The sequence below is a fragment of the Wenyingzhuangia marina genome (genome assembly GCF_900130035.1).
GTDB classification, from domain to species: domain Bacteria; phylum Bacteroidota; class Bacteroidia; order Flavobacteriales; family Flavobacteriaceae; genus Wenyingzhuangia; species Wenyingzhuangia marina.
Window position 1 is genome coordinate 707232 of record NZ_FQXQ01000001.1, and the last position, 23449, is coordinate 730680.

The following is a 23449-nucleotide window of genomic DNA, read 5'->3' on the forward strand; positions in this document are numbered from 1 at the left end:
AAAATAAAGAAATGAACTTTCCACAAGAATTAAAGTACACAAAGGATCATGAATGGGTAAAAGTAGAAGGAGATCTAGTTGTGATCGGAATTACAGATTTTGCTCAAAGTGAGTTAGGAGACATTGTTTATGTTGATGTTGATACTTTAGACGAAACTATTGATGCTAATGAAGTTTTTGGGTCTGTAGAAGCTGTTAAAACAGTATCTGACTTGTTTATGCCTATAACAGGAGAAGTAATTGAGTTTAATGATGAGTTAGAAGATGAGCCAGAAGTAGTAAATGAAGATCCATACGGAAAAGGATGGATGATTAAAGTGAAACCAAATAATATTGAAGATATTCAAGACTTATTAGATGCTGAAGCATATAAAGAACTTATTGGAGCATAATAGCTTATTTTTTGCTATTAGTTCTAGTTTGTTGGTTTTAGTTTTAAGTTTGGTAAATATGGAAGGAATTCCAAATTTTACGATTTCATATACCGATAAATTTGAACATGTTTTTGCTTATGCAGTAATTTCATTCTTTTGGATGTTATCATGTAAACTAGGCAAAGTTCCTTTGAGTTTTTTGAGTTTATTTTTAATAATTATAGTATATGGTATAATTATTGAGTTATTACAGCTAAGTTTAACGAGTCATAGAACCGGTGATTTAATGGATGTTATAGCTAATTCTATAGGTGTAGCCATAGGTTATATTTTTTTAAAAATCCTTAACCGTATATATTTGCAAGTCTAATTCTAATTTCGTTATTTTAGCAATCTAAAATTCAATTCAACTGAATAAACAATGGAAGTTAAAAAGAATCCTAAATCTAATCTTGAAAATTTTAGCAAAGTTTTTACATTGCTAGGATTGGTTTTAGCTCTATATGTAGTCTATGTGGCTATTGAGAGTAAAACTTATGACAGAGTTGTAGAGGAACTACAATCAGTAACCCTACAGTCGGATGAGGTAGAGACGATGGTGATGACACAAATCAAACCACCATCTACACCACCGCCACCGCCACCGCCACCACCGCCACCATCTCCAGAACAATTTGAAAAAGTTGAAGATGATGTTGAAATAGAGGAAGTAGTTATTCAGACTACAGATGTTGAGTTAGAAGATGTCGTAGATATTGAGGCTGTTGAGTATAGCGATGAAGGTGAAATGGTAACTTATGAAGATGTACCATTTGCAGCAATTCAAAACCCAGCAATTTTCCCTGGATGTGAGAAAGCCAAAGACAAAAAAGCTTGCTTTAGTGAAATGGTTAGTAAGTATATCAGTAGAAACTTTGATATTGGTTTGGCTGAAGAGTTAGGACTTAGTGGGGTTCAAAGAATGGCGGCAATGTTTAAAATTGACATTAACGGTAAAGTTTCTGAGATTAAGGTAAGAGCCAGTAATCCAGAATTACAAAAAGAGTTTGAAAGAACTTTAAAAGGTTTGCCTCAAATGGTTCCTGCAAGCCAAAATGGTAGAAAAGTAAATTTATTATTCTCTCTACCTCTTGTGTTTAGAGTAGAGTAAAAATTTAAATTATATAAATAAAAAGCCTCGTGATTTTCTCACGAGGCTTTTTATTTATATAATTTTTACTAAAAAATCAACTGTGTTTTTTCGTAGTATTCAGATTTTGAGATTTTTAGGTGTTTTTTTATTTTTAATAAAAAATTTAAAATTGAAAGAAATGAAAAAGATTACATTAAGAATACTTACGTTAATAACGACTACTTTATTTGCTCAAAATCAAGGAGATATTGCTTTTGTGGGATATAATGGTGATGGTAATGATGATTTTGCTATCGTTACATTTGTAGATATTCCTGAGAACTCAATTATTTATTTTACTGATGGAGAACCTAATGCTAGTGGTAATGGTATTATAGATGATTCTGAAGGAGTAATTACTTGGAGTACAGGTGATGCAGTAATTCTGGCAGGAACTGTTGTGACTTTTACAGATATAGGGAATGATACCAATCCATTATATGGAGCCTCAATTGGAGTTATTGATAGAAGTGAGGCAGGTTTTGGTTTGTCTGTTGGAGCTGATGGTGATAATATATTTGCAACATTAGGTAATCCAACAACTAATAATATTACAATATGGTTAACAGGTATTGAGGTTCATGATAACGGTCGTCCATCAAACTTTTCACAGACGGGCTTAACAGTAGGAGAAAACTTTTTGGTTATTGATGATACTCAGAGTAAAGATGGTGGCCAGTATACAGGCTTGAGAACGGGAAAAACAATTAGTGAGTATAAGATACTAGTTAACAATGAAGAAAATTGGACAACGGATACAAGTAATGGTGAATTATTTGTTCCATTTGATTCAACGATGTTTGAAATGACAACATTGACCACGAATGTAAATGTTATTGAAGGTTTAATAGTGTCGGTAGAAGATCAAAAAATAATAACCAATTTAGGTGAGATTATACATGTACGTAATATGCTTGGGCAACAAGTTTTAAATCAAAATTTAGTTAAAGGTATTTATATTGTTACCGTTAAAAAAGGAAATAAGTTTTTTAATTATAAAATTGCTATATGATATTTAGATAGTTAAAAATAAACTTTTTTATTTTTCGGTTTTTGGCATAGCATTTGTGATCTACTAATTAGTTTAGAATATAATTTTCATAGTTTAGTTTAAGAATTGCCTTTAGAAATATTTCTAAAGGCAATTCTTTTTTGTTTAAGGTTAATTGGCACAGCATTTGTTATATATAATACTTAGTTTTTTATAGTTTTAGTTTTAAGAATTCCCTTTAAGAGATCCCAATCTTAAAGGGAATTCTTTTATGAGTTATCTGTGTTTAAATAGTTTCTCCTATCTTTGCCACAAATTTTAATGTTTAACTAAATTCATATAGCATGCAACTGTATAATAAGTTAAGCGCAGAAGAACGTGCGCAACTAATTGACCAAGCGGGTAAAGACCGCTTAACTATTTCTTTTTACCAATATCATCACATTGGAAATCCACAAGTTTTTAGAGATCATTTATTTATTACCTGGGATCAATTAGAAGTTTTGGGTAGGATTTATGTGGCTAAAGAGGGTATTAATGCTCAGTTGTCTGTACCTGCAGATAAATTTCATGAGTTTAAGGAACATTTAGATAGCATAGCGTTTTTAAAAGATATCAGATTAAATATAGCTATTGAGCAAGACAATAAATCATTCCTTAAATTAAAAGTAAAGGTTAGAGATAAAATTGTAGCGGATGGATTAAATGATGATTTGTTTGATGTAACAAATAAAGGAATTCATTTAGATGCTGAGGAGTTTAATAAATTACTTGCGGATCCAAATACAATTTGTGTGGATATGCGTAATCACTACGAAAGCGAAATAGGTCATTTTGATGGAGCTGTTACTCCTGATGTAGATACATTCAGAGATTCTTTAGATATTATTGAAGCAGATTTAAAAGATCATAAAGAAGATAAAAATTTATTGATGTATTGTACTGGAGGTATTCGTTGTGAAAAAGCGAGTGCTTATTACAAATACAAAGGTTTTAAAAATGTATTTCAACTAGAAGGTGGAATAATAGAATATACCCGTCAAGTAAACGAAAAAGGTCTTGAAAATAAATTCAAAGGGAAAAATTTTGTTTTCGACCATAGAAAATCAGAGAGAATATCTGAAGATGTAGTTTCAAATTGTCATCAATGTGGAGAACCATGTGATACCCATGTAAATTGTGCGAATGAAGCTTGTCATTTACTATTTATTCAGTGTGATTCTTGTAAAGAAAAAATGGATGAATGTTGTTCTGATGAATGCAAGGAAATTAATGCATTACCATACGAAGAGCAAAAGGAGTTAAGAAAAGGAAAATCAAACAGTAATAAGATTTTTAAAAAAGGACGTTCAGAAGTTTTAAAGTTTAAAAAGTAAGTGATGCAAAAAATAGAATTAATGGCTCCTGCCGGGAATTTTGAATCTTTGCAGGCTGCTTTAGATAATGGTTGTGACTCTATTTATTTTGGGGTAGAACAATTAAATATGCGAGCAAGAGCTTCAGTAAATTTTACGTTAGATGATTTAGAGGAAATTTCTAAACGATGTAGAGATAAAAATGTTCGTTCATATTTAACCCTAAACACTATTATTTACGATCATGATTTGTCTATCGTAAAAACATTAATAAAAAAAGCAAAACAAGCTGATATTACTGCGGTTATTTGTATGGATCAAGCGGTAATTGCTATTGCAAGAGCTGAAGGGATGGAAGTACATATTTCTACCCAAATAAATATCACAAATATAGAAACGGTTAAATTCTATGCTATGTTTGCTGATACAATTGTGTTGAGTAGAGAGTTAAGTTTACGTCAGGTTAAAAAAATTACTGAGCAAATAGACAAGGAGCAAATCAAAGGTCCTTCTGGACGATTGGTTGAAATAGAAATTTTTGGTCATGGTGCTTTGTGCATGGCAGTATCTGGTAAATGTTACATGAGTTTACATTCTGCAAATTCATCAGCAAACAGAGGGGCTTGTAAGCAAAATTGTAGAAAAAAATACACAGTTATAGATCAGGAAACTGGTTTTGAAATGGAGCTAGATAATGAATATATCATGTCTCCTAAAGATTTGTGTACCATTGATTTTTTAGATGACATTGCAGATGCTGGAATCAAAGTTTTAAAAATTGAGGGAAGAGGTAGGGCCCCAGAATATGTTGCCAAAGTAATTAAATGTTACCGTGAAGCTATTGATAGTTTAGAAGCTGGAACTTTTGATAAAGAAAAAGTAATTTCATGGATGCTAGAACTTGAAAAAGTTTATAACAGAGGTTTTTGGAGCGGATATTATTTGGGACAAAAATTAGGTGAATGGAGTAAAGGGTCTGGTTCTCATGCTACTCAGAAAAAAGTTTATTTAGGTAAAGGAATGCATTATTTTCCTAAAGCGAATGTAGGTGAGTTTAAAATTGAGGCTTACGATATTAGTGTTGGAGATACTATTTTAATTACAGGGCCAACTACAGGGGCTAAAGAAATGGAAGTAAAAGAATTATTTGTTGATGAAAAATATGCAGAAAAAGCAAGTAAAGGAGATTCTTGTACTTTAAAATTAGATTTTAGAATTAGACCATCAGATAAGCTGTATAAAATAGTAGAAAATATAGTAGAAGCATAATGGTAGTAATTACTTTACAGCGTAACAAATGTATTGGGTGTAACTATTGTGTGGAATTGGCTCCAGGTCAATTCCAAATGTCTAAAAAAGATGGTAAATCTGTGCTGTTACATGCTCAGGATAAAAAAGGTTTTTATACGCTAAAATCTCCTGATGAAACCATTTTTGAAGCTGCAATGGAGGCAAAAAAAGCATGTCCTGTTAAAATTATACAGGTAAAACAAATGTAGAATACGATAGTAGTAGATTAACTTTACTTTCTGTTAGAATAATTCTATCTTTAAAAATTGATAACAAAATGAACGTTGAAGTTGGTTTTGTTTTAATTATGAATCTTACACATAGTGTGAAATAATATATAAAATATATGAGCTGTACTAGTTGCTCAACTAAAGACGGTGGTGTACCAAATGGGTGCAAAAGTAACGGAAGTTGCGGTACTGGAAGTTGTGATAAGTTAACAGTTTTTGATTGGCTTTCTAATATGGAATTGCCTACAGGTCAAAAACCATTTGATATTGTTGAAGTTCGTTTTAAAAACGGACGTAAACACTTTTATAAAAACGAGAAAAATTTTCAGCTAACCATTGGTGAAGTAGTGGCGGTAGAAGGAAATCCGGGTCACGATATAGGAACAGTTTCTTTAACAGGAGAATTGGTTAAAATTCAAATGAAAAAGAAAAAAGTAGCTACAGATAGCGAAGAAGTAAAGAAAATTTATAGAAAAGCTACTTTAAAGGATATCGAAACTTGGGAAACAGCTAGAAATAGGGAAGTTGAAACTCAAAAAAGAGGAAGAGAAATCATTATTAGGTTAGGTCTTAAAATGAAACTTTCTGATGTTGAATATCAAGGAGATGGGAATAAAGCTACTTTTTACTACACTGCAGATGATCGTGTAGATTTCCGTCAGTTGATTAGAGAATTGGCTTCGGCATTTTCTATTCGAGTAGAAATGAAACAAGTAGGTTTACGTCAAGAAGCAGCTCGTTTAGGTGGTGTAGGTTCTTGCGGTAGAGAGCTTTGTTGTTCTACTTGGTTAACAGATTTTAGAAAAGTAAATACTGCGGCAGCTAGATATCAACAACTTTCTTTAAATCCTCAAAAACTTGCTGGTCAATGTGGTAAGTTAAAATGTTGTTTAAATTATGAGTTAGATACTTATTTGGATGCTTTAAAAGGGTTTCCATCTCAAAGTGTGATGCTAAAAACCGTAAAAGGATTGGCTACGTTTGTAAAAATGGACATTTTTAAAGAAACACTCTGGTATACTTATAAAGATGATAAATCTAAATGGTTTAAGCTTACTTTAGAGCAAGTTCAAGAAATTTTAGAAGAAAATAAGCAAGGAAATACTGTTGATGGTCTTGAGGAATATGATGCAGAAAACATTGAAGATACAAAAGTAGATTTTGAAAATGTTGTAGGACAAGATAGTTTAACTCGTTTTGATGAGCCTAAGCAAAAATCTAAACGTAGAAAAAACAATCGTTCTAGAAATAAACAGGGGAACAACCATCAGTCTAAGTCAAACACCCCAAATACAAATTCTACAGAAAGAAAACCAAATAAACCATCTGTAAGAAAATCAAATCAAAGACCAAAACAAAATGTTAATAATACTGTTGGTGGTCCAGAAGAAACAGCTAATAAACCTGTTTCAAAAAAGCCCAACAACCGTAGACGCAACAATGCTAACAAACCTCAAGGAGAAAAGCCCAATTCAGTTTCAAAAGTTGAAGGAAATACCAATACAGAAACCAATCAACCTAACAAACCAAGGCCTAAAAGAAAACCTCAGAGAAAGAAGCCACAAGCTGATGGAAGTGCTCCAAATCAGTCGGTAGATAATGCTGTAAAGTCAAATGAAGGGGCTCCAAATACCAATAAACCAAAACGTAGAAATAACAGAAAAAGACCTAATAAACCAAATAATGGGCCTGCAAAGAGTGAATAAAATTATTTATTTCATATTTGTTTTTCTTTGTATTTCTTGTGATTCTGATAAGAAATACGATACCTACCAAGCTATGGATAATAGTGTTTGGAGGTTGGAGGAACCTGTTGTTTTTGAAGTTGATATTGAAGATACCAATTCACAACAAAATGTGTTTTTAAACGTTCGTACAGATACTGACTATCCATATAGAAATTTATATGTTATTAGTAAAATGACATTGCCTAATGGAGCTATTTTACAAGATACCTTAGAGTATGAAATGGCTGATGCTTTTGGAAATTGGTTAGGAGATGGGATGACAGATGTAAAAGATAATAAGCTTTATTATTTAGAAAAATATAAGTTTACTAAAAAGGGAACTTATAGGTTTGAGTTCTATCAAGCGATGAGAAAAAGAGGTGAAATAGAAGGAGTTCAAGAGTTAAATGGGGTTACAGATGTTGGCCTTAGAATAGAAAAAATACAAGATTAATATTTATAGTAATGGATAAGAAAAAAGCAGCAAAACCGAATTACACTTTTTATTTAAAAGTATTTTGGGCCTTGTTTTCATTTTCTGTGCTAAGTGTATTTGCCATTTTTTTATTGGTAAGTATGGGAGCTTTTGGAAAATTGCCAACGTTTAAGGAATTAGAAAGTCCTGAAAAAAACTTTGCTTCAGAAATTATATCATCTGATGGAGTTACCCTAGGGAAATATTTTAGAGAAAACAGAACTCCAGTAAGTTATGATGAATTGCCACAAGAGTTGGTAGATGCTTTGGTAGCAACAGAAGATGAACGTTTTTATGAACATTCAGGTATTGATTTCTTTAGTTTGGCCAGAGCCATTGCTAAATTAGGGCAAGATGGAGGAGGAAGTACCATTACTCAACAACTAGCAAAACAACTTTTTACAGAAAATTACGGGACTAGAAATATTGTAAAACGTATTGCCCAAAAGTTAAAAGAATGGGTAATTGCAGTGAAGTTAGAAAAACAATACACTAAAGATGAGATTATTACGATGTACTTGAACAAGTATGATTTCTTGTATAATGCTATTGGAATTCGCTCTGCATCTAGAATATATTTTAACAAAGAGCCTATAGATTTAAATATTGAAGAATCTGCTATTTTGGTGGGGATGGCTAAAAATCCATCTTTATACAATCCTAAAAGATTTCCAGAAAATGCTCTTAGAAGAAGAGCTACTGTTTTTGGGCAATTAGAAAGAAATGGATTTATTACCGAAACTGAAAAAGATTCTTTAAACGCTCTGCCTATAGAAATAGACTATAATCCAGAAGGACACAGTGATGGACATGCAACATATTTTAGAGAATACTTAAGAGATTATTTAAAAACATGGATTAAAAATCACCCGAAACCAGATGGAACTCATTATGATTTATATTCAGATGGTTTAAAAATTTATGTGACTTTAGATTCAAGAATGCAAAAATATGCAGAGCAGGCTGTAGATGAACATATGTCTAATTTGCAACGTATTTTCTTTAAAGAACAAAAACGCAATAAAACGGCACCATTCTATGATTTAGATAAATCAGAAATAGACAGAACTATGTGGAATGCAGTTCGTACCACTGACAGATATAGAACTTTAAACACTAAAGGATTAAGTAAAAAAGAAATCCTACAGAATTTTAAGAAAAAGAGAAAGATGAATGTCTTTGATTGGAAAAAAGGAAGTAAAGACACCCTATTGTCTCCGTATGATTCTATCAAATATTATAAAACATTTTTACATTCTGGTTTATTGGCTTTAGAGCCTCAAACAGGTCATATTAAAGCTTGGGTAGGAGGAATTAATCACAAGTATTTTAAATACGATCATGTGAAGCAAGGAAAAAGACAAGTGGGGTCTACTTTTAAACCATTTGTTTATGCATCTGCTATCAATCAGTTTAGAATTTCTCCTTGTGAAAAATATCCAAATACACCTTTTACCATTCCACAAGGAAAATATGGTTTGTTAGAAGATTGGACACCTAAAAATGCAGGTGATGAATACGGTGGAGAATTAACCTTAAAACAAGCTTTGGCAAAATCTATCAACGTAATTACGGCAAGAATGATAGATAGAGTTGGACCATCTACCGTAGTGCAATTGGCAAAAAAATCTGGAATTACTTCTGATATTCCTGCTTACCCATCAATTGCTCTAGGAACTGTTGATGCAAGTTTGTATGATATGGTAGGTGCTTATGCCATGTTTGCTAACAAAGGATTTAGAGTACACCAAACCATGGTGATGAGAATTGAAGATAAAAACGGAAGTGTATTACAACGTTTTGTGCCAGAATCTGAAGAAGTAATGAGCGAAGAGGCTGCTTATGCGGTGTTAGATTTATTAAAAGGAGTGACTATGGAAGGTTCGGGAGTTCGTTTAAGAGGTAAATGGGGAAAATATCCAGAAAATGTTGCTACGGGATATCCATATGAATTTACCAACCCAATTGCGGGAAAAACAGGAACCACACAAAATCAATCTGATGGTTGGTTTATGGGAGTAGTCCCTAACTTGGCTGTGGGTGTTTGGACAGGAGCTGATGAAAGAGCTACGCACTTTAAAGGAATCACTTTTGGTCAAGGGGCTAGTATGTCTCTACCAACATGGGCATTGTTTATGAAAAAATGTTATGCTGATGAAACTTTAACAATTAGTCAAGAAGATTTTGAGCAGCCAGAGAATTTTGGCATCGCAATTGATTGTGGTTCTGATGACGATAAAGTTGATGAAACTTCTTTAATAGAAACCAATCCTGATTTTTAAAATAAGTATATGAAGATTATTTCTTACAATGTAAATGGTATTAGAGCAGCCATTAAAAAAGGTTTTTTAGAATGGTTAAAAGCTGCAAATCCAGATATTATTTGTTTGCAAGAAACCAAAGCTCATAAAGAACAATTAGATATTTCTGAGTTTGAAAAAATAGGATATAAATATAATTATTGGTTTTCTGCACAGAAAAAAGGATACAGTAGTGTGGCAGTCTTATGTAAAGAGGAGCCAAAACATGTTGAATACGGAACAGGGATTGAAAGCATGGATTTTGAAGGTAGAAATTTACGTGTAGATTATGATGCTTTTTCTGTAATGAGTCTGTACTTACCTTCTGGAACGAATGATGATCGTTTAGATTTTAAACTCAACTATATGGATGAGTTTTTAGATTATGTAACTGAACTTCGTAAAGAAATTCCGAATTTAATTATTTGTGGAGATTATAATATTTGTCACGAAGAAATAGATATTCATAATCCTAAACAAAATAAGAATACTTCAGGATTTTTACCAGTAGAACGTGAATGGTTAACCAAATTCATCAATACGGGGTTTATAGATAGTTTCAGGCATCTTAATAAAGATCCCCATCATTATTCTTGGTGGAGTTACAGAGCCAATGCTAGGAATAATAATAAGGGTTGGAGAATAGATTATCATATGGTAACAGCTGATATGAAAGATAGAATTGAAAGAGCTTATATTTTACCAGAAGCCAAACACTCAGATCATTGTCCAATAGTTGTAGAAATATCAAAATAAGAGAACAAATCACATGAAAAAATTAGTTTATTCAATATTTACGGTAGCATTATTAACCAGTTGTGTTACCAAACAAAGGTTTACAGAATTATCTGATAGGTATGATGAGTTAGCGGATACCAATGCTGATTTAATTGCTAAAAATGATAAATTAATTAAAGAAGAAAATTCTTTAAATAAGCAGTTAAAAGACCTACAAAATCTGAATTCAGACTATATTAATCAGGCTAAAATATTAAATAAAGAGATTGAGGCATCTTTAAGTAAATATAAAAAATTACAAGATTCATACGATGCTTTGGCTTCAAATAGTTCTTCTACTATTAACGCTAAAGCCAAAGAGAACCAAAAATTATTATCAGAGTTAGAAGAAAAAGAAACGGCATTGTTTGAGAAAGAAGCAAATTTGGCTAAGCTAACAGCTGCTTTAGATGCTCGATCTAAACGTATTCAAGATTTAGAAGCTTTAATAGCAAGTAAAGAAGCAGCAATGCAAGAATTAAAAAGTGCTATTAGTAATGCTTTAAAAGGATTTGAAGGAAAGGGACTAACAGTAGAGCAAAGAGATGGGAAAGTATATGTTTCTATGGAGAACAAATTGTTGTTTGGTTCTGGACAGTGGGCAGTAGGTGCTAATGGAAAATCTGCAGTAGTAGAATTGGCAAAAGTATTGGTTCAAAACCCTACCATTGATGTGTTAATTGAAGGTCATACAGACGATGATCCATATAGAACAGGTGGAGTTATTCAAGATAACTGGGATTTATCTGTAAAAAGAGCAACTGCTATTGTAAGAATTTTACAAGAAAACAGCGTGTCTCCAAAGCAAATTACTGCAGCAGGACACGGTGAATATGTTCCTGTAGCTCCAAATACAACTCCAGAAGGAAAGGCAAAAAATAGAAGAATTGAAATTATTTTGTCTCCAAATTTAGACGAAGTAACCAAATTATTGAATGAATAGCGTTTTGAATTATAAGAAGATTAGGTTAGGTGCGGTATTATTTTTTATAGGAATTTCTTTATACGCTCAAGAACAAAAAGATAGTATTCAGAGTCAAGTAAAATTAGAAATATCTACAGAAGATTTAAAACTTGAATCGGCTGTTTATGTAAATGATACTATTGATGCTAAGGAATTAGCTAAAATAGATAGTTTGTGGATAGAAAATGTATATAGATCATCAATAATAGATGAGGTATTTACAGATTTAAATCCAGAGGATGGAGAAGAGTTTGTTGTTTGGGATGATTTGCCTACGGATACTTTAAAAAAACGTTTGGCTGTAATCAATTCTAAAACTCCTTTTCATTTAGAATATAACCCCGAGCTAGAAAGGGTCATCAAAAGTTACTTAAAATATAGAAGAAAGTACTACCCTGATATGATGGCTAGAGCAGAATATTACTTTCCTTTATTTGAAGCTCAATTGGCTAAATATGAAATCCCCTTAGAAATTAAATACTTGGCAATTGTAGAATCAGCTTTAAAACCAAGAGCAAAATCTAGAGTAGGAGCAACAGGTTTGTGGCAGTTTATGTATCAAACAGGTAAAATGTACGATTTAAAGGTGAGTTCGTATGTTGACGAAAGGCAAGATCCTGTAAAAGCAACCAAAGCTGCTTGTAAATATTTAGAGCAATTATATCATAGTTTTAATGACTGGGATTTGGCTTTGGCAGCTTATAATTCTGGACCAGGAAATGTTTCAAAAGCTATTAGAAGATCTGGAAACAGAACCAATTATTGGAATATTAGACCTTATTTACCAAAGGAGACTTCAGACTATTTACCTGCTTTTTATGCAACCATGTATATTTTTGAATATGCAAAAGAACATCGCATACATAAAGAGGAGCCACGTATTCATCGTTTTGATATTGATAGTATTCAGGTAAAACAATTGTTGACTTTTCAGCAAATACATGATAAAGTCGGGACGGATATTGAGATGTTGGAGTTTTTAAATCCATCTTATAAATTAAATATTGTTCCTTATATAAAGGGAAGAAATTATAAACTGGTGCTACCATTAAAAGATGCTTTAGCTTTTGTAGATAAAGAAGGTGAGATTTATGAATACGCCACAGCGCAGGCAAATGAAAGAGAAAAACCGTTGCCTAAATATTTTGAAATGAGTCAACGTATTCGTTACAAAGTAAAATCAGGAGATTATTTAGGTTTAATTGCGGAAAGACATGGAGTGTATGTAAGAGACCTTAAAAAATGGAATAATTTAACATCTACCAATTTAAAAATAGGTCAGAGATTAACTATTTATCCAAAGAGAATCAACTAATACTTTACCCTTAACAAACTTGGAACAATCTTTGGGGGATTTACTTTAAAGCTTTATAAATATTAAAACAAACTATCATGAAAAAGATAATTACATTATTTACATTTTTATTTATTGTTGCTTGTGGAGATAATGGTAAAAAAACGAATAATGATTATATGAAACCTTCATCTACGGGTAGAATTAATCATGTAGTAGTAGTGGTAGAACCAGATGTTTGGAAAGGACCAGCAGGAAAAGCGCTTAGAGAAGTAATTCAAAAACCTATTGAAGGATTGCCGCAAGTAGAATATCAGTTTGGTGTTTCTACCATTCCGGAGAGTGCTTTTACTAAAATGTTTAAGAATAGTAGAAACTTGTTGTTTTTGCAGATTGCCGATCAAGAGGTGTTAGCAGCATCAACCAATAAATATGCACAGCCACAAACCATATTACAAGTAAAAGCTACTTCTGTAGAAAATTTGGTGAATTTAATTCATGCTAAAGCTAATGAGATTGTAAATACATTTAAGGATGGAGATTTAAAATCCATTCAAGAAGATATAGTTAAAAATAAATATACTCAAAAAATAAATGCCCTAAGTAAGTTAGGAGTAAAGATGAATATTCCTAATAAATATAGGATGGTGATGGATACTTTGGGTTCTTTTATGTGGATGAGAAGTCATATTGCAGGAGGAATTGCTTCAGGAGATCAAACCAATAATATTATTGTGTATCAAGCCCCACTTTTTGATGAAAACAAACCTGTTTTAGAACAAATTATTAAGAATAGAGATAGTATTGGGAAAGCCTATATTAGAGGGAATGATACTGATAAAATGTACATGATTACCGAAGCTGCTAGAACTCCAAGTATATCAATAACAACGATTGATGGTAAAAAAGCGTACGAAAGTAGAGGAACCTGGGATCTTTTTGGAGCATATAATGCTGGACCTTTTTTAAACTATTCTATTATTGATAAAAAAAATAACAGAGTTGTTGTGATAGAAGGGTTTAATTATGCTCCATCTGTAAATAAAAGAGACTTTGTTTTTGAATTAGAAGCTATTTTAAAAACGGCTAAAATCAATTAGATTTTAATAAATATTTCTTCGTTTTTAACATAAGGTTTTTTGCTTTTAATAATAATAGTATTGTTGTTTAAAATGGCTTCAACAAGGTAATGTGTACCTTTAAAGTAACTATTGTCAACAATAACCTTTATGTTTGATTTTTCTACAATGCTAATTTGTTCGGGATAGAGAATAGAAACTCCTTCTGTATTATTGCCTATATCTTTGTTTAGAATCTCACTCACTTCATTAAAAAATGAGGCTACATATTTATTTTTAGGATCGTTGTAAATTTCTTCAGGACTACCATTAGCAATTATTTTTGTATCTCTAATAATGTACAATCGGTCAGCAAAAGAAAGTGCATCGGTACTATCATGAGTTGCTACAATACAAGTAATTTTTTGTTTTTTTAAATAATTAAAAAGACTTCTTCTTAGGTTGTTTTTTCTAAAATTATCTATGTGGCTAAACGGTTCATCTAATAATAAAACTTCTGGTTCTTTAGCTAAAACACGCGCTATGGCAATTCGTTGTTTTTGTCCACCACTTAAATTTTTAACTTTTATATGAGCAAAATCAGTCATATCTACAACCTCTAAAAGCTCTTGAATTCTAGCATTCTTTTTATCCTTATAAATGTTTGATAGAAATTCACCAACATTTTCAGCAGCTGTAGTATAAGGCATTAAGCTAAAATCTTGAGCCAAATATTTCATAAATGGATGACCAGGGACTAAATGATATTTTGGGCCTAATAATTTTTGTCCATCGTATTGAATTTCTCCTTGTTCAAGATCCATTAGACCGTAAATAATTTCAAGCATGGTGCTCTTTCCACATCCACTTTCTCCTAAAAGAGCAATGTATTCCCCTTTTTTTACTTTAAAATCAATATTTTTTAAAACGGTTTTTTTTGCTGTATAAGCGTAAGAAACATTTTTAATTTCTAGCATAAATCTGAAGTTGAAAGGCAAAGATAATATTTATATTATGGAGTTCTTTACCATTGAAATTATCAAATGTCTTTGTTTATGTCAATTGTTTTTTAATTTTGACCTATGTTAATTTTAAAATTAAATACTATGAAAAAAACATTTAGAGTTTTATTGATGTTAATGATGTTTTCTCAAGTTACCTTTTCACAGGATGGATTTGAAAGTGCTTTTGAAAATGAGAATAATGTTTCTGCTAACCTAGGAGTAACTACTATTGGAGATCAGATATTTATAGGAATGAGAGTCCAACCAGAATTTTCTTTTGGAAAGTTTGGTTTAGGTTTAGATGTGCCTTTGTTGTTTAATGCCAGTAATGGAGAAATGAGAACAGAAGAGTTTAATAATGGAGTAGGTGTTTTACGTATGGTAAGATATCTAAGCTATGGTAAAAAAAAGCAAGATCCTGTTTATGTTAAATTAGGAGATATGACAGGTGAGCAATTAGGATATGGAGCTATGTTGGGTAATTACAGCAATTCAGTATCTTTTGAGCGAAGAAAAGTAGGAATTAGTGCAGATGTAACTTTTAAAGAGATTATTGGTTTAGAAGCTATATATAGTGATTTGAATTTTAATGGATCTCAAAAATTATTTGCTGTTAGACCATATTATAGACCTTTTGGTAAATCTAACCTTCCAATCATACAAACTATTGAATTTGGAGCTAGTTTTGCGAGTGATAAAGATGATTATGAGCAAAGTTCTATAGGAGGAACTATTTCATCAACTAAGTTTACAAGAGATGGTAATAGTGCTTTTGGTTTTGATGTTGGAGCAATTCTTTTAAAGAATATATTATTAAAATTAACTTGGGATATGCAATATACTAGGTTAAATAAAAATGAGGCATTGGCAAATGATATTCAAAACAACCCGGGAAATTACGCGACTTACTCAAATACTAATTATGGAGCGGGAAGTGGTTTTGCTACAGGTCTAGAAGCTCAATTTAGATTTGTTGCCAATATTTTTCATGTAAATGCCAGAATAGAAAGACAATGGTATGGAGATAACTACATTCCTCAATTTTTTAATTTTGCTTATGAAATTAATAAAGACACTAGGTTAATGGAGCTAATTGGAGCAGAAAAATCTCAAGGGATTTATGGTAAATTGGGAAGTGAAATTTTGAGTTTGGTTAAGATAGAAGGAGAGTTGCTGTTGCCAGATAATTTAGAAGATAGCAATAGAGGTGCTATTGTTGGTGTTAATTTGCAAACCAAAGAAATTGGGAAGTTTAGAGCAAGAGGTAAATATTTAAAAGCCCAGTTAAATGATTTAGGTGATGCGTTTAAGTTAGACCAACGTTCGTTAGCAAACTTATTAATAACCTATAGATTGAATAGGTTTATGGAAACAGGGGTTGATTATCAATGGACCTTTGCAGAAAAAGAAGATGGGTCGTTTAGAGCACTTCATCAAGTAAGGCCATACATAGGAGTAAGTATTAAATTCTAGAAATAAAAAAACGTCTTGTAAAAGCAAGACGTTTTTTTTATAATCTATTTTATGTTTTAAAATTGAAAGTACAGTGCAAGGTTATTTAACACTTATATTATTCTTTAATTATGAAAGGGATACTAGATAATATGTGTATTTTATACCATGCCTTAGTATTTTATGACATCTTTCTAAGTGTCTATAAGATATTGATTCAATATAATATATGAATGTTATATATCAGAACATTTTATAGGCATGGTTTAGGTTTCTTAGTTCATAAAGCTAGTATTGTACACAAAAAAACCTGCTAATTTATTAGCAGGTTTTTAATGTTGTTTTGTTTTATGTAAATTCTTCTCTACAAATTAGTTTGCAGCAGGAGTATCTAATAATTCAAAGAACTCATCTAACTTAGGCATGATGATAATTTTTGTTCTTCTGTTTTTAGATCTGTTTTCTGCAGTACTGTTGTCAGCAATCGGAGCGTATTGAGATCTACCAGCAGCAATTAATCTTTCTGGTAAAACATCATACTTAGATTGTAACTCACGAACTACAGCTGCAGAACGTTGTACTGATAAATCCCAGTTGTCTTTAACTGCAGCACCTTCAACAACTAACTTGTCATCAGTGTGTCCTTCAACCATAACATCCATGTTAGGGTATTCATTAACAACAGCTCCAACTTTCTTTAAGATTGCTTCAGCTCTCTTAGAAATTTTGTAAGATCCAGAGTTGAATAATAATTTGTCTGCGATAGAGATAAATACTTTAGTTCCTTCAATGTTAACAGAAATATCTTCGTCGTTTAAACCGTTAGGTAAGATTTTCTTTAAATTGAAAGCTACAGCTAAGTTGATAGAATCTTTCTTAGAGTTAGCTTCTTGAATGTACTTGATGTATTCGTCTTTTTGTTGTAACTGAGATAATGTAGATCTCATGTTCTCTGTAGCAGACTTAGACATTGCAATTAAATTGTCAACGTTTTCTAAGTATTTTTCATTTCCTTTTTCTAAAAACTTAATTCTGTCTTCTAAAGAAGCTACTTTGTTTTCAGCGGCACTTAAATCAGTTTTAGAATCAGCTAAAGCTTTTTCTGTGTTTGCTAATTTGTCTCCTAATTCTGTTTGTAAATCAGTATACTTTTTCTTAGATACACAAGAAGTAGCTAATAACGAAACTGACACGATTAATATCAAAACTTTTTTCATGGTCTATAAAATGTATTATTTTTGAACAAATATAAAAACTTTCTAATAAAAACCTACTCTTATGAAGCAAACAATTGTTAATAACTTGTTAAAAAGATTATTTCTTTTAAGTTTAATTATAATTTCAATTATTTCTTGCTCTAAAGAAGAGGTAAAGTATCAAAAGTTGCAAGGCAATGTGTTCGGCACCACCTTCCACGTTCAATACTCTGATACAGATAATATCAATTATAGTGCCGATATCACTTCTTTATTCGATAAAATGAATAAATCATTGTCTACTTATCATAGTAATTCTTTAATTAGTCAGTTAAATGATGGATTATCAGTTCTTAAGGTAGATTCAAATTTTGTGAATGTTTTTAAGTTATCGAAAAAAATATTTAAAGACACAGATGGGTATTTTGATCCTACTGTGGGTAAAATGGTAAATGCATGGGGGTTTGGCCCTCATAAGTCTAATAGAGACCCTTCAAAAAATGAAATTGATAGTTTGATGAGTTATGTTGGTTTTGATAAAGTATCACTAAAAGGAGATACTATTGTTAAACAAAGCCCTAACATCACTTTTGATTTTAATGCTACCGCTAAAGGTTATGGAGTAGATTTGGTTGGAGAGTTTTTAGAAAGTAAAGGCATTAAGAATTATTTGATAGAAATAGGAGGAGAGATTAGAGCTAGAGGAAAAAACGAACATGGTAAGTATTGGTCTATTGGAATTGAAGAGCCCAATTTTGATGGAACTAGAAGTTTACAGAAAGTAACAACTTTAGATAATGAAGCGATTGCAACTTCGGGTAACTACAGAAAATTTAGAATAGATAGTATTACAGGGCAAAAAATAGCACATACTTTTAATCCTAAGACAGGATCTCCTGCGCATACAGATTTGTTAAGTGCTTCTGTAATTGCTCCTGTTAGTTGTGGAGAGGTAGATGCTTATGCTACTGCTTTTATGGCTATGGGTTACGAAAAAGCTAAAACCTTAGCAAAAAAGCATAAAAATATGAAAGTGTACTTTATATATATAGAAAATGATCAGCTAAAAACATATGCAAGTGATCGTTTAGAATTTGTTGAGTAAAATTTACACACTCTTTACACAGATGGGTAAAATTTCATTTTTCATTAAAGCATATGTCTCTATTTCATTTTCTAAAAAATGATCTGTGACTTTAAACTGCTTTACATTAAAACCAGCTTTAGCTAATCTGTTAAAATAGTCTAGGCCGTAAATTCTAACATGGTCATATTGACCAAAGTGTTTTCTACGTTCTTCTGGAGATGTAATGTTAAAATCTTCGTAAGTATTGGTTTTGTTTACATCTTGTGGAATCTGAAATATTCCCCATCCACCAGGTTTTAATACTCGGTATAGTTCAGACATTGCTTTTGAATCATCTACAATATGTTCTAATACATGATTACAAAAAATAACATCATACGTATTATCTTTAAATGGTAAATCACAAATATCTGCTTTAACATCTGCCAACGGAGAAAATAAATCTGTGGTTGTGTAATCTAAGTTTGATTGTTTTTTAAAAAGTGGATAAAAGCATTGCTCTGGAGCCACATGTAAAACTTTTTTGGGACTTTTAAAAAAATCAGAATGATGATTAAGGTATAGCCATAACAATCTATGTCTTTCTAGAGATAAAGTTCCTGGGGCTAATACATTTTCTCTTTGATTTTCATATCCATAAGGAAGAAACTTACGATAAGATTTTCCATCAATAGGATCGGTATATTTATTTCCTTTATAATAAACAGCTAAAATAGGTTTGGCTATCAAACTTATTTTGATAAGCCAAGGTCTTGGAATGGTGTTTAATATGGTTTTAAAAAGACTCATTAATTAAGCACCATAAGGCTTTGCTCTAAATTTATCTTCCACATCTGTTACAATACCTAAGGCATCATTTACATATTTAAAAGTAGAAAGTATTTCTGGTTTTCCATTTACAATGGCTACATCGTGCTCAAAATGTGCAGAAGGTTTTCCATCTTTAGTTAAAATGGTCCAACCATCGTTTAACTGAACAATGTCTTTGGTTCCCATATTGGTCATAGGCTCAATAGCAACCACCATTCCATCTACAAATTTTTTCCCTCTACCACGTTTACCGTAGTTAGGCATTTGTGGATCTTCGTGCATTTCTCTACCCAATCCGTGACCAACTAATTCTCTTACAACACCATAACCATGGTCTTCTGTAAATTTTTGAATGGCATATCCAACATCTCCAACTCTATTTCCAGCTTTGAATTGTTCAATACCAACGTATAAACTTTGTTTGGTAATTTCTAATAGTTGTTTTATTTCTGGGGCTACTTCACCTACTTCAAAAGTATAGGCATGATCTCCATAAAATCCATTTTTGTATGCACCACAATCAATAGAAATAATATCACCTTCTATTAAAGGTTCTTTGTTAGGAATTCCATGTACCACTTGTGCATTAGGACTCATACAAAGAGAGTTTGGAAAATCGTACATTCCTAAAAAACCAGGTTCGGCACCGTGATCTCTAATAAATGTTTCAGCCATTTTATCTAACTCAAGAGTAGTAACTCCTGGTTTTACTTCTTTGGCAAGCATTCCTAAAGTTTTAGAAACTATTAGCGCACTTTCACGCATTAATTCAATTTCTTCAAGGGTTTTAATGGTAATCATATTCCTGTTTTATGGAGTGCAAAGATAATATTTATTTAAAGAATCCTAAGAAGCCTTTCTTTTTGTTTGTGATTATTTCTGGTTCATCATTAAAAAGGATTTGATGAATTTTTCCCCAACCTAAAAAGCCTCCTATGTTTCGGTCATCAATAAAAAGATCGGCATGAAGCTTTCTAATGGTTTTATCATCTACCGTTTCATCAGGGTAGTTTTTGTTAACCGCATAAAATTCAATACCGTGTTGCTTGCAAAAAGCAACAGCTTCATCTAATTTTCTCCCTTCTCTTAAAGTCCAAAGAATAAGTCTGTACCCGTTTTCTTCTAATTTTTTTAAGGTTTCAAAAGCAAATAAGTGAGGCGTACCAATTTTTGGGTACTCATCTTTTACAATGGTTCCATCAAAATCTACAGCAATAATTTTTTGGTGATGTGGAATTGGCACAATAAACTTTTTTGCAATATTACAATTATATTACTTTTGATTAAAATTTTAAGGATGATTATCAAAGAATTAAATGGAAATAAACCTCAGTTTGGACAAAATTGTTTTTTGGCTGAGAATTGTGTGGTGATAGGAGAGGTAGTTATGGGAGATGATTGTAGCGTATGGTATAATGCTGTAATTAGAGGAGATGTACATCGAATTACGATGGGAAACAAAGTAAATATTCAAGATGGAGCAGTAGTGCATGCTACTTATCAAAAATCGCCAACTACTATTGGGAACTCAGTTTCTGTAGGCCACAATGCAATTGTACATGGTTGTACTATTCACGATAATGTTTTGATTGGGATGGGAGCTATAGTGATGGATGATTGTGTATTAGAGTCTAATTGTATTATAGCAGCAGGAGCAGTGGTTACTAAAGGTACTATTGTAAAATCTGGCAGTGTGTATGCAGGAACTCCTGCTAAAAAAATAAAAGATTTAAGTGAAGAATTGTTAAAAGGCGAGGTAAATAGAATTGCAGATGCTTATGTAAAATATTCAGGTTGGTATAAAGATTAAAAATTTACTTGCTCAATGGTAGTATTGTCGATTTCTTTTACAAGATGATTTAAGGTATTGATATTACTGTTGCTCATTAAATAATGTTCTCCTGGAGTGATATTGTCGTTTAGCAATAGTTGCTCGGATAGTATTTTTTCTGTTTGTTTAGCTACAGCAAAACCAGAATCTATAATGGTTACTTTGTTCCCAATAATTTCTCTAATCTTTGGAATAAGATAAGGGTAATGAGAACAACCCAAAACCAAGTAATCTATGTTGTGACTTATCATTGGTTTTAAATATTTCTGTAAAAGTAATTCCATTTCAATAGAATCTACCAAATTGTTTTCTATTAAAGGAACCAATCCAGTTCCTTCTTGTTCTATAACCAAAATATTAGAGGCAAATTCTTTGGCTGTTTTATGAAATAAATCGCTGCTTAAAGTTCCTTTGGTTGCTAAAATACCAATGGCTTTAGTTAAGGTGGCAAGAGCAGCAGGTTTAATGGCTGGTTCTATACCAATAAAAGGGATGTCAAAAGTTTTTCTTAAAATGTCGATGGCATTAGTGGTAGCAGTATTGCAAGCAACTACAATTATTTTAGCCCCTTTGTTAATTAATATTTCTGAATTTTTAAGACAGATATCTATAATTTCCTGTTTGGATTTGTTTCCATACGGAGCATTTTTACTATCGGCTAAATAGAGCGTGTTTTCATTAGGTAATCTATGAATAATTTCTTTCCAAATAGAGGTGCCTCCTACTCCAGAATCAAAAACGCCAATAGGATTATCTTTCATATTTTTTAAGTGTATAATTGCAAATCTCGACAAAACAATGCATAAAAAAAAGCGCTATGAAAGAATAGCGCTTTTATGATTTTTTATAATAGTTTTAATTATTTAATACCTAATCTAGTTTTAATTGCTCCAGAAATGTCTTCACCTTCAGCGTAAATTAATGTTCTAGCATCTAAGATATATTGAATACCTTTTTCTTTAGCATAAGCTTTAATTGCGTCTTGAGCTTTTTTAACAATAGGCTCTAACATTTCGTTTTGCTTGTTTTGTAATTCTTGAGAAGCAGCTTGTTGTAATTGTTGAATTTTAGCTTGCTCTTGTTGAACTTCCATAGCTCTTTGTTGATTTTCTTCTGGAGTTTTTGATTTTTCTTCAGCAGTATATTTATCATACTTTGCTTTTAAGGCAGTAGATGCAGATTTGATTTCAGATTCATAGGTTTTTCCTAGTTTCTCCATATCAGCTTGCATTGCCTTAGCCTCTGGCATAGAAGCTACAACTTCGTCTAAATTAATGTGAGCAATTTTTTGTGCGTTAGCAAATTGTGTGAATCCTAAAGCTATAATTGCAATTAAAAATGTAGTTTTTACTTGTTTCATTTGGTTATTTGTTTAATCGTTTCGTTTTTTTCGTTCTTCTTCTCTTTTGAGTCTGTCTTCTTCTCGTTTCTTTCTTTGTTCTTCTATTCTTTTTTCTCTTGCTTTTCTGGCGATTTCTCTTTTAATAGCATCCTCTTCTTTCTCAATTTCTTTTTTAGATTTTTGGATGTATTTTAATACAAGCTCGCTAATATCGTAATTATTATTGGTATATAACATCACTATTGATGAAGATTTCTCAAAAATCATGTCATATTTTCGAAGTTGAGCAATTGTTTGTACTGCGTTATAAACCAAATCTTGGTATGGAGTTACCAATTGTTTTCTCAGCTCAAATAATTTTCCTTCGGTACCAAAATAAGTATTTTCTACTTTAGTAATTTCATCTTCATACATTTTTATTTCAAGTTCTCTTTCTTTTATTAAATCTTCGGTTAACAAAGGTTTTTCATTTAAGAACTCTTCTTTCATGGTGTTTAACTTAAGATACATTTTATCTAAGTTTTTTTTCCATGTAGTTGTTTCGTTATCTAATTTGTTTTGGGCTTCTGCATAAGAAGGTATTTTACTTAAAACATATTCGATGTCTACAAAACCAATTCTTTGTAATTGTTGTTGCGCATTGGCACTAAATCCAAAGAAAAGTGAAAATATAAATATTTTTTTAATGAACTTATATATATTGTTAGAAATAATCATGCCA

General features: G+C 31.6%; 25 protein-coding genes. 17 read left to right on the top strand and 8 right to left on the bottom strand.

Annotated features, from left to right (window positions below; translation table 11 throughout):
• Window positions 1–11: 11 nt before the first annotated feature.
• The 14 genes from gcvH (at window position 12) to BUB70_RS03050 (ending at window position 14048) form a co-directional block, all read left to right on the top strand.
• Window positions 12–392, top strand: coding sequence for a glycine cleavage system protein GcvH (gene gcvH / locus BUB70_RS02985; RefSeq protein WP_073118191.1), 381 nt, complete (start codon window positions 12–14; stop codon window positions 390–392).
• 58 nt (window positions 393–450) lie between these two features.
• A complete protein-coding gene (locus tag BUB70_RS02990) occupies window positions 451–744 on the top strand; it encodes a VanZ family protein (protein WP_073118602.1) in 294 nt (97 codons plus the stop codon).
• Between the two features lie 51 nt (window positions 745–795).
• Window positions 796–1524, top strand: coding sequence for an energy transducer TonB (locus tag BUB70_RS02995; protein WP_073118192.1), 729 nt, complete (start codon window positions 796–798; stop codon window positions 1522–1524).
• A 160-nt stretch (window positions 1525–1684) separates the two neighbouring features.
• The gene (locus BUB70_RS03000; RefSeq protein WP_143155227.1) at window positions 1685–2557 is read left to right on the top strand and encodes a hypothetical protein; all 873 of its coding nucleotides are present in this window, start codon (window positions 1685–1687) and stop codon (window positions 2555–2557) included.
• 323 nt (window positions 2558–2880) lie between these two features.
• A complete protein-coding gene (gene trhO / locus BUB70_RS03005) occupies window positions 2881–3912 on the top strand; it encodes an oxygen-dependent tRNA uridine(34) hydroxylase TrhO (RefSeq protein WP_073118194.1) in 1032 nt (343 codons plus the stop codon).
• A gap of 3 nt (window positions 3913–3915) precedes the next feature.
• Window positions 3916–5160, top strand: coding sequence for a peptidase U32 family protein (locus tag BUB70_RS03010; protein ID WP_073118195.1), 1245 nt, complete (start codon window positions 3916–3918; stop codon window positions 5158–5160).
• Window positions 5160–5390, top strand: coding sequence for a ferredoxin (locus BUB70_RS03015; protein ID WP_073118196.1), 231 nt, complete (start codon window positions 5160–5162; stop codon window positions 5388–5390). The genes BUB70_RS03010 and BUB70_RS03015 overlap by 1 nt, the downstream gene beginning before the upstream one ends.
• Window positions 5391–5527: 137 nt before the next feature.
• Complete coding sequence (gene ricT, locus BUB70_RS03020) at window positions 5528–7117, top strand: regulatory iron-sulfur-containing complex subunit RicT (protein WP_073118197.1); 1590 nt, start codon at window positions 5528–5530, stop codon at window positions 7115–7117.
• A complete protein-coding gene (locus tag BUB70_RS03025; RefSeq protein ID WP_159431407.1) occupies window positions 7110–7592 on the top strand; it encodes a gliding motility lipoprotein GldH in 483 nt (160 codons plus the stop codon). The genes ricT and BUB70_RS03025 overlap by 8 nt, the downstream gene beginning before the upstream one ends.
• Before the next feature lie 11 nt (window positions 7593–7603).
• Window positions 7604–9895 (top strand): penicillin-binding protein 1A, encoded by a 2292-nt coding sequence (locus tag BUB70_RS03030; protein WP_073118199.1) that lies wholly within the window; start codon window positions 7604–7606, stop codon window positions 9893–9895.
• Window positions 9896–9904: 9 nt separating this feature from the next.
• Window positions 9905–10669 carry an exodeoxyribonuclease III gene (locus BUB70_RS03035; protein ID WP_073118200.1) on the top strand — a complete coding sequence of 255 codons (765 nt, stop codon included), beginning with the start codon at window positions 9905–9907 and terminating at the stop codon, window positions 10667–10669.
• A gap of 13 nt (window positions 10670–10682) precedes the next feature.
• Entirely contained in the window at window positions 10683–11633 is a 951-nt protein-coding gene (locus BUB70_RS03040) for an OmpA family protein (protein ID WP_073118201.1), read from the top strand.
• Window positions 11626–12969 (top strand): lytic transglycosylase domain-containing protein, encoded by a 1344-nt coding sequence (locus tag BUB70_RS03045; protein ID WP_084730150.1) that lies wholly within the window; start codon window positions 11626–11628, stop codon window positions 12967–12969. The genes BUB70_RS03040 and BUB70_RS03045 overlap by 8 nt, the downstream gene beginning before the upstream one ends.
• A gap of 77 nt (window positions 12970–13046) precedes the next feature.
• On the top strand, window positions 13047–14048 hold the full coding sequence (locus BUB70_RS03050) for a DUF4837 family protein (RefSeq protein WP_084730151.1): 1002 nt from the start codon (window positions 13047–13049) through the stop codon (window positions 14046–14048).
• Here BUB70_RS03050 and BUB70_RS03055 read toward each other — a convergent pair.
• A complete protein-coding gene (locus BUB70_RS03055) occupies window positions 14045–14983 on the bottom strand; it encodes an ABC transporter ATP-binding protein (protein WP_073118202.1) in 939 nt (312 codons plus the stop codon). The genes BUB70_RS03050 and BUB70_RS03055 overlap by 4 nt on opposite strands.
• Window positions 14984–15112: 129 nt before the next feature.
• Between BUB70_RS03055 and BUB70_RS03060 the strand changes: the two genes are divergently transcribed.
• Window positions 15113–16483 (top strand): hypothetical protein, encoded by a 1371-nt coding sequence (locus BUB70_RS03060; RefSeq protein WP_143155228.1) that lies wholly within the window; start codon window positions 15113–15115, stop codon window positions 16481–16483.
• A gap of 350 nt (window positions 16484–16833) precedes the next feature.
• Here the strand turns inward: BUB70_RS03060 and BUB70_RS03065 are convergent, their stop codons facing one another.
• Window positions 16834–17679, bottom strand: a complete 846-nt coding sequence (locus BUB70_RS03065; RefSeq protein ID WP_073118204.1) for an OmpA/MotB family protein — start codon at window positions 17677–17679, stop codon at window positions 16834–16836.
• A gap of 61 nt (window positions 17680–17740) precedes the next feature.
• Here BUB70_RS03065 and BUB70_RS03070 point away from each other — a divergent pair, with 61 nt between their 5' ends.
• Window positions 17741–18763 (top strand): FAD:protein FMN transferase, encoded by a 1023-nt coding sequence (locus BUB70_RS03070; protein ID WP_073118205.1) that lies wholly within the window; start codon window positions 17741–17743, stop codon window positions 18761–18763.
• Between the two features lie 3 nt (window positions 18764–18766).
• On the opposite strand, the gene BUB70_RS03075 is transcribed toward BUB70_RS03070, so the two are convergent.
• From BUB70_RS03075 to BUB70_RS03085, 3 genes are read right to left on the bottom strand one after another with little or no spacing between them, the layout of a single operon-like run.
• Window positions 18767–19534 (bottom strand): class I SAM-dependent methyltransferase, encoded by a 768-nt coding sequence (locus BUB70_RS03075; RefSeq protein ID WP_073118206.1) that lies wholly within the window; start codon window positions 19532–19534, stop codon window positions 18767–18769.
• Between the two features lie 3 nt (window positions 19535–19537).
• On the bottom strand, window positions 19538–20356 hold the full coding sequence (gene map / locus BUB70_RS03080; protein WP_073118207.1) for a type I methionyl aminopeptidase: 819 nt from the start codon (window positions 20354–20356) through the stop codon (window positions 19538–19540).
• 31 nt (window positions 20357–20387) lie between these two features.
• Window positions 20388–20798, bottom strand: a complete 411-nt coding sequence (locus BUB70_RS03085) for a BT0820 family HAD-type phosphatase (RefSeq protein WP_370456738.1) — start codon at window positions 20796–20798, stop codon at window positions 20388–20390.
• Between the two features lie 54 nt (window positions 20799–20852).
• On the opposite strand from BUB70_RS03085, the gene BUB70_RS03090 reads away from it, so the two are divergent.
• The gene (locus BUB70_RS03090; RefSeq protein ID WP_073118208.1) at window positions 20853–21365 is read left to right on the top strand and encodes a gamma carbonic anhydrase family protein; all 513 of its coding nucleotides are present in this window, start codon (window positions 20853–20855) and stop codon (window positions 21363–21365) included.
• Here the strand turns inward: BUB70_RS03090 and murI are convergent.
• From murI to BUB70_RS03105, 3 genes are all read right to left on the bottom strand, one after another.
• On the bottom strand, window positions 21362–22147 hold the full coding sequence (murI, locus tag BUB70_RS03095; protein WP_073118209.1) for a glutamate racemase: 786 nt from the start codon (window positions 22145–22147) through the stop codon (window positions 21362–21364). The genes BUB70_RS03090 and murI overlap by 4 nt on opposite strands.
• Before the next feature lie 98 nt (window positions 22148–22245).
• A complete protein-coding gene (locus BUB70_RS03100) occupies window positions 22246–22746 on the bottom strand; it encodes an OmpH/Skp family outer membrane protein (protein WP_073118210.1) in 501 nt (166 codons plus the stop codon).
• 12 nt (window positions 22747–22758) lie between these two features.
• Window positions 22759–23445: an OmpH/Skp family outer membrane protein gene (locus BUB70_RS03105; protein WP_229742950.1), complete on the bottom strand. Its 687-nt coding sequence runs from the start codon at window positions 23443–23445 to the stop codon at window positions 22759–22761.
• Window positions 23446–23449: the final 4 nt, after the last annotated feature.